This is a genomic window from Nocardioides sp. CPCC 206348 (assembly GCF_048654705.1).
Taxonomy (GTDB): domain Bacteria; phylum Actinomycetota; class Actinomycetes; order Propionibacteriales; family Nocardioidaceae; genus Nocardioides.
In genome coordinates this window covers 31,498-36,924 of record NZ_JBMCZA010000111.1, presented here as the reverse complement: position 1 = coordinate 36,924, position 5,427 = coordinate 31,498, and the positions used below count along the sequence as shown (strand labels likewise).

Annotated in this window: 9 protein-coding genes and 1 riboswitch; of the genes, 4 read left to right on the top strand and 5 right to left on the bottom strand. The window is 68.9% G+C overall.

The genetic code is table 11. From position 1 onward, the window contains the following. The 3 genes from ribB to ribD form a co-directional block, all read right to left on the bottom strand. Positions 1–472: 3,4-dihydroxy-2-butanone-4-phosphate synthase (ribB, locus tag ACOADB_RS06445; RefSeq protein ID WP_378597129.1), on the bottom strand; the 472-nt coding region annotated here is incomplete at its 3' end. A 1-nt stretch (position 473) separates the two neighbouring features. Beyond that, positions 474–1,088, bottom strand: coding sequence for a riboflavin synthase (locus ACOADB_RS06440; protein ID WP_378597128.1), 615 nt, complete (start codon positions 1,086–1,088; stop codon positions 474–476). Between the two features lie 4 nt (positions 1,089–1,092). Then, positions 1,093–2,112 carry a bifunctional diaminohydroxyphosphoribosylaminopyrimidine deaminase/5-amino-6-(5-phosphoribosylamino)uracil reductase RibD gene (gene ribD / locus ACOADB_RS06435; protein WP_378597158.1) on the bottom strand — a complete coding sequence of 340 codons (1,020 nt, stop codon included), beginning with the start codon at positions 2,110–2,112 and terminating at the stop codon, positions 1,093–1,095. Between the two features lie 127 nt (positions 2,113–2,239). Continuing rightward, positions 2,240–2,394: riboswitch (FMN riboswitch) on the bottom strand. Positions 2,395–2,474: 80 nt separating this feature from the next. Here ribD and ACOADB_RS06430 point away from each other — a divergent pair. Genes ACOADB_RS06430 through ACOADB_RS06420 form a run of 3 tightly spaced genes read left to right on the top strand, consistent with a single transcriptional unit; the run spans position 2,475 to position 3,923 of the window. Then, a complete protein-coding gene (locus ACOADB_RS06430) occupies positions 2,475–2,615 on the top strand; it encodes a hypothetical protein (RefSeq protein WP_378597127.1) in 141 nt (46 codons plus the stop codon). A 21-nt stretch (positions 2,616–2,636) separates the two neighbouring features. Continuing rightward, positions 2,637–3,128: a cupin domain-containing protein gene (locus ACOADB_RS06425; protein WP_378597126.1), complete on the top strand. Its 492-nt coding sequence runs from the start codon at positions 2,637–2,639 to the stop codon at positions 3,126–3,128. 3 nt (positions 3,129–3,131) lie between these two features. Next, a complete protein-coding gene (locus tag ACOADB_RS06420) occupies positions 3,132–3,923 on the top strand; it encodes a DUF817 domain-containing protein (RefSeq protein ID WP_378597125.1) in 792 nt (263 codons plus the stop codon). Here ACOADB_RS06420 and ACOADB_RS06415 read toward each other — a convergent pair whose 3' ends face one another. Further along, complete coding sequence (locus tag ACOADB_RS06415; RefSeq protein WP_378597124.1) at positions 3,924–4,160, bottom strand: hypothetical protein; 237 nt, start codon at positions 4,158–4,160, stop codon at positions 3,924–3,926. Positions 4,161–4,216: 56 nt separating this feature from the next. On the opposite strand from ACOADB_RS06415, the gene ACOADB_RS06410 reads away from it, so the two are divergent. Further along, the gene (locus ACOADB_RS06410; protein ID WP_378597123.1) at positions 4,217–4,525 is read left to right on the top strand and encodes a putative quinol monooxygenase; all 309 of its coding nucleotides are present in this window, start codon (positions 4,217–4,219) and stop codon (positions 4,523–4,525) included. A gap of 85 nt (positions 4,526–4,610) precedes the next feature. On the opposite strand, the gene ACOADB_RS06405 is transcribed toward ACOADB_RS06410, so the two are convergent. Next, positions 4,611–5,427: thiolase C-terminal domain-containing protein (locus ACOADB_RS06405; RefSeq protein ID WP_378597122.1), on the bottom strand; the 817-nt coding region annotated here is incomplete at its 5' end.

The window sequence follows — 5,427 nt, the reverse complement described above, 5'->3', positions numbered from 1 at the left end:
GGCCGGCGAGGCGGCACAGGTCAACGGCGGACTCGGTGTGGCCACGGCGGACCAGCACGCCACCCTCGCGGTAGCGCAGGGGGAAGACGTGTCCGGGACGCGTCAGCTCCCACGACTCGGTGGCCGAGTCGGCCAGGACCCGCGCCGTGTGGGCGCGGTCGGCCGCGGAGATGCCGGTCGAGACACCGTCGCGGGCGTCCACCGACAGCGTGTACGCCGTCCGGTAGGCGTCCTTGTTGTGCGGCGTCATGAGGGGGATCTCCAGCCGGTCGAGCATGTCGCCCGGCATCGGCACGCAGATCACGCCACTGGAGTGGCGGATCGTCCACGCCATCAGCTCAGGCGTGGCCTTGCTCGCGGCGAAGATGATGTCGCCCTCGTTCTCGCGGTCCTCGTCGTCAACCACGATGACCGCCTTGCCTGCGGCGATGTCGGCGATGGCTCGCTCGATGGAATCCAGCCTGACGGACATGTCAGTTCTCCTTTGCCGCGGGGGCTGTGTAGGCGCGAACGAGCTTCTCGACGTGCTTGGCGATGACGTCGACCTCGAGGTTGACGCGGCTGCCGGGTGTCCGGAAGCCGAGGGTGGTGCGCGCGAGCGTCTCGGGAATGAGGCTCACGGTGAAGGTGGTCTCCCCCGCCTCCACGACGGTGAGGGAGGTGCCGTCGACGGTGATGGAACCCTTGTCGACGAGGTAGCGGCCGAGCTCGGCGGGCATCGCGATCTCCACGATCTCCCAGTGCTCACTGGGGGTCCGGGCGACGACCTCACCGACCGCGTCGACGTGGCCCTGGACGATGTGGCCCCCGAGGCGCTTCTCCGCGGTGACGGCGCGCTCCAGGTTGACCTGCTCGCCCACGACGAGGCCGCCGATGCTGGTCTTGTCGAGCGTCTCGGCCATCACGTCGGCCGTCCACGTGCTGTCGGTGCGCTCGGCGACGGTCAGGCAACAGCCGTTGACCGCGATCGAGTCTCCGAGGCCGGCGTCGGACAGCGTGATGTCGGACGTGATGGTGAGCCGGATCGCGTCGCCCTGGTCCTCGATGGCGGCGACGGTGCCGAGCTCCTCGACGATGCCGGTGAACATCTGGTCAGTTCCTCTCGGTGGTGGCAGCGGGTCGCAGGGTGAGGCGGACGTTCGCCTCGATCCCCTCGCCGATGACGGCGGTGTCGACCAACTCGAACCGCAACGCCTTGGTGATGGTGCCGATTCCCAGTCGGCCCACGGCCGCCTTGCCCGCCCCCAGCAGGAGGGGCGCGACGTAGGTGACGATCTCGTCGACCAGGCCCGCCTTGATGAAGGCTGCCGCCACCGTGGGGCCGCCCTCGAGGAAGACGTGGTGGCGGTCGTGCTCGGTGTAGAGGGTCTGCAGCGCCTCGAGCGGATCGCGGGTCCGCAGGTGCACGGTCTCCGCGACGTCGTCGAAGATCCGCCGGTCGGCGTCGAGGTCACGTCGGCCGAGAACCACGCGGAGCGGTTGTACGGCGACCGGCTGGTCGTCCTCGTCGCGCACGGTCAGCTGCGGGTCGTCGACCTCGACGGTGTTGGTGCCGACCAGCATCGTGTCGCAGAGCGCACGCAGCAGATGGGTGTCGTGGCGCGCCGGCAGAGAGGAGACCCAACGGGAGGTTCCGTCACTGGCCGCCGATCGACCGTCGAGGGTCGTTGCGAACTTCCAGGTGACGAACGGGCGGCCGTGGACGTGGGCGAACGTCCACGCCGGGTTCAGCTCGATCGCGGCCTCCTCGAGCGTCCCGGAGTCGGTCTCGACGCCAGCAGCGGTGAGTACCTCCAGGCCGCCGCCGGCAACCGGGTTCGGGTCGCGCTGGGCGACCACCACTCGTCGTACTCCGGCAGCGATGAGGGCCTCGGAGCACGGGCCGGTGCGGCCGGTGTGGTTGCAGGGCTCGAGGGTGACGACGGCGGTGGCACCCGCGGCGAGGTCGCCGGCAGCCGTCAGGGCTTCGATCTCGGCGTGCGGGTTGCCGGCGCCGCGGTGGAAGCCCTCGCCGACGATGGTGCCGTCGGGGGCGAGCAGCACGCAGCCGACGCGGGGGTTCGGGTGGAGCGGCACGCCGGGGGACGCGGCCAGCGCGAGGGCGCGACGCATCGCGTCGTACTCGCGGGTGAAGGTCTCTGCCACTGCTGCCTCTTCGTCATCCGTTGTGTTGCTTCACGGACTCCGGGGTCTGGCAGGGCGAACGACGGCGGCAAACCTGCTCCGCTGTCGGACACTCGTGCGTGCACTTCCCATCCGGACTTTGACCGTCGGTCCAGGAATCACACCTGGTCAACCGATCACTGGCTGCGATCGGGTCGCGGACTGTGGGCGAAACAAGCCATTCACCCATTCACCGCCGGCTCGGATTTTCACCGACCCCAGAGCACGCGAGCTCTTGGATCTATCGTCGCACAGCAACGATCTGTACAGGTTGTGGGTCCCGTCACGCGGAACCGGCTACCGTCGAGCGGGTGAACCGCCTCGCACTCGGTCTCTGCTGTCTGGGCGGTGTGCTGCTCTGGTTCGCCACCGATCGAGTCATCCTGCTGATCCTGGGCCTGCTCCTCGGAGTGGCGCTCGGCATCGGTCTCGGTGGCCAGAAAAGGGAGTGACAGCGCAGGTAGCGTGGCGCCATGTCGTATCCCCCACCCCTGTACGACGGCGATGGCGAGGTCTCGGCCCGCATCCGCCCCGGCGATGCCGCTCCCGAAGTGACCTACCCGAACGGGAACCGGGTCCACTACCTCGCCCGCGGCGAGAGCACCGGCGGCCTCTTCGGCCTGTACCGCTGGGAGTTCTCCGAGGCCGTGAGCGGCCCCGGACCGCACTTCCACAAGACCATCGCCGAGTCGTTCTACATCCTCGAGGGCGAGATCCAGATCCACAACGGTGAGGACTGGACCACGACGAGGTCCGGCGACTTCATCCACGTGCCGCCCGGCGGGCTGCACGGCTTCCGCAACACATCGGGCGCCACCGCGTCGATGCTGCTGCACTTCTCCCCCGGCGCTCCACGGGAGCCCTACTTCGAGGGACTCGGTCGCCTTGCGGCCGGCGAGCAGTGGACACCCGAGCAGTACGACGCCTTCATGGCCGAGCACGACAACTTCTGGGTCGACGAGTAGTCCTTGCGCCGCTTCCTCACGCAGCTGGTCCGGTTCGGCTGGCTCGAGGCGCAGTCCTGCGCCTTCGCCGTCGGAGTCTTCGTCGGACTCGCCCTGGCCTATCTCGTCCCGTTGCCGATCGCCCGGTACGACGCCCTTCTGCTGTGGTGCCTCGCCCTGACGTTCGGGTTCTGGGCGATCGGCCTGGAGACCTGGCGCGAGGTGCTGGTGATCTTCGCGTTCCACGCCCTCGGCCTCGGCCTGGAGGTCTTCAAGGTCGCCGAGGGCTCGTGGGCGTACCCGGGCGATGCCTGGGCCGAGGTCGGCGGTGTGCCGCTGTTCTCCGGGTTCATGTACGCCGCGGTCGGCTCGTACATCTGCCAGGCGTGGCGGCGGTTCGACCTCCGGGTGTCGCACTACCCGGCTGCCCTGACGACCGCGGTCGCTGTCGGCATCTACGCCAACTTCTTCACCCACCACTGGATCGCGGACGTGCGCGTGTGGCTGGCCGTGGTCGGCTTGTGGGTCCTGCGCCGCTGCCAGGTGCACTTCACTGTCGGCGACGCCCGCTACCGGATGCCGCTCTCGCTGTCGTTCGTGCTGATCGGGTTCTTCCTGTGGCTCGCCGAGAACATGGCGACCTTCCTCGACGCCTGGCGCTACCCCGGCCAGGCCGATGTCTGGGAGGCGGTGCACACGTCAAAGCTCGGCGCCTGGGCGCTGTTGGTCACGATGAGCTTCGTGCTCGTGGCGACCGTCAAGGCGCAGGAGGGACGGCTCTATCACGTGCCGAGCGAGCCGGACGTCACGCCGTGATCAGCGGCCAGAGCGCCTGGCCATGCTCCTCGCCTGGGCGGCCATGCCGATGAGCAGGGCGGCCGGCGCGAACGCCACCCACTGCAGCACTCCGGCGATGTCACTGCCGGACCGAGCCATTGCGCCGAGCACGACCCCGACCACCACGAGCGCGAGACCGACCAGCAGGGCCGCGGTGGAGTGGTTCATCACCCAGCGGTCGATGGCGCTCGGTTGACGCTTCTTCTCGGAAGTCACCGGGTCAGCGTAGTTCTCGGGCGCCGCATGTCGGTGGCCGGTGACAGCATCGCGCCATGGCCCAGCTCGCACTGATCATCCGCCACCAGACACAGCCGGGACGGCGGGACGACGTACAGAAGGTCTGGGAGGCGCACATGGCGCCCGCCGTCGATGGCAACCCCGGCCACGTCGCGTACTTCTTCTGCTTCGACAACGCAGATCCGGACGCGATCAGCGCCTTCCAGGTCTACGACAGCGCCGAGTCGTCGCAACGGTTCCTGGAGACCGACGCCTACGCCGCCTACCTGCGCGAGGTCGAGCCGCTGCTGTCCGGTCCGCCGCAGGTCACCTCGCTGACTCCTCAGTGGGTCAAGCAGGGATAGCGCACGGTCTCGAGACGGTTGCTGCGCAACCTCCTCGACCAACGGGCAGGACGGTTGCTGCGCAACCTCCTCGACCAACGGGCGGTCAGGCGCTGAGGATCAACCCACTCGTCGGCACGCCGGTGCCGGCGGTGACGAGCACGTTCTGCACGTCGTCGACCGGGTTGACCGAGGTCCCCCGGATCTGGCGGACACCTTCGGCGATGCCGTTCATGCCGTGGATGTACGCCTCGCCGAGCTGGCCGCCGTGGGTGTTGATGGGGAGGCGGCCCCCGATCTCGATCGCTCCGTCCCTGATGAAGTCACTGGCCTCGCCGCGACCGCAGAAGCCGAGCTCCTCGAGCTGCATGAGGACATAGGGCGTGAAGTGGTCGTAGAGGATCGCCATCGGCAGGTCCGCCGGGGTGAGGCCGGACTGGCGCCAGAGCTCGCGGCCGACGACGCCCATCTCGGGGATGCCGATGTCATCGCGGTAGTACGACGTCATCACGAACTGGTCGCGACCCGAACCCTGGGCTGCGGCAGTGATGTACGCCGGCTTGCGGGCCAGGTCGCGCGCCCGCTCCGCCGACACGACGACGATCGCAACCGCACCGTCGGACTCCTGGCAGCAGTCGAGCAGGTGCAGGGGGTCCGCGATCATCCGTGAGGCCTGGTGCTCCTCGAGCGTGATCGGCTTGCCGTAGAAGAACGCCGCCGGGTTGTTGGCCGCGTGCCTGCGATCGGCAACGGCAACGCGGCCGAAGTCCTCGGACGTGGCGCCGTACTCATGCATGTAGCGGCGGGCCTGCATCGCGACCGTGGCGGCGGGAGTGCCGAGCCCCATCGGGTAGGTCCACGCGTTGTCGAGCCCGTTGGTGTTGACCTGGGTCGCGGCCGCGACCGAGACCTGGCCGAAGCGG

Bases quoted from the DNA above. Each gene is read 5' to 3' on its own strand.
- ACOADB_RS06440 (WP_378597128.1), bottom strand. From the start codon at position 1,088: ATGTTCACCGGCATCGTCGAGGAGCTCGGCACCGTCGCCGCCATCGAG.
- ribD (WP_378597158.1), bottom strand. From the start codon at position 2,112: ATGCGTCGCGCCCTCGCGCTGGCCGCGTCCCCCGGCGTGCCGCTCCAC.
- ACOADB_RS06425 (WP_378597126.1), top strand. From the start codon at position 2,637: ATGTCGTATCCCCCACCCCTGTACGACGGCGATGGCGAGGTCTCGGCC.
- ACOADB_RS06410 (WP_378597123.1), top strand. From the start codon at position 4,217: ATGGCCCAGCTCGCACTGATCATCCGCCACCAGACACAGCCGGGACGG.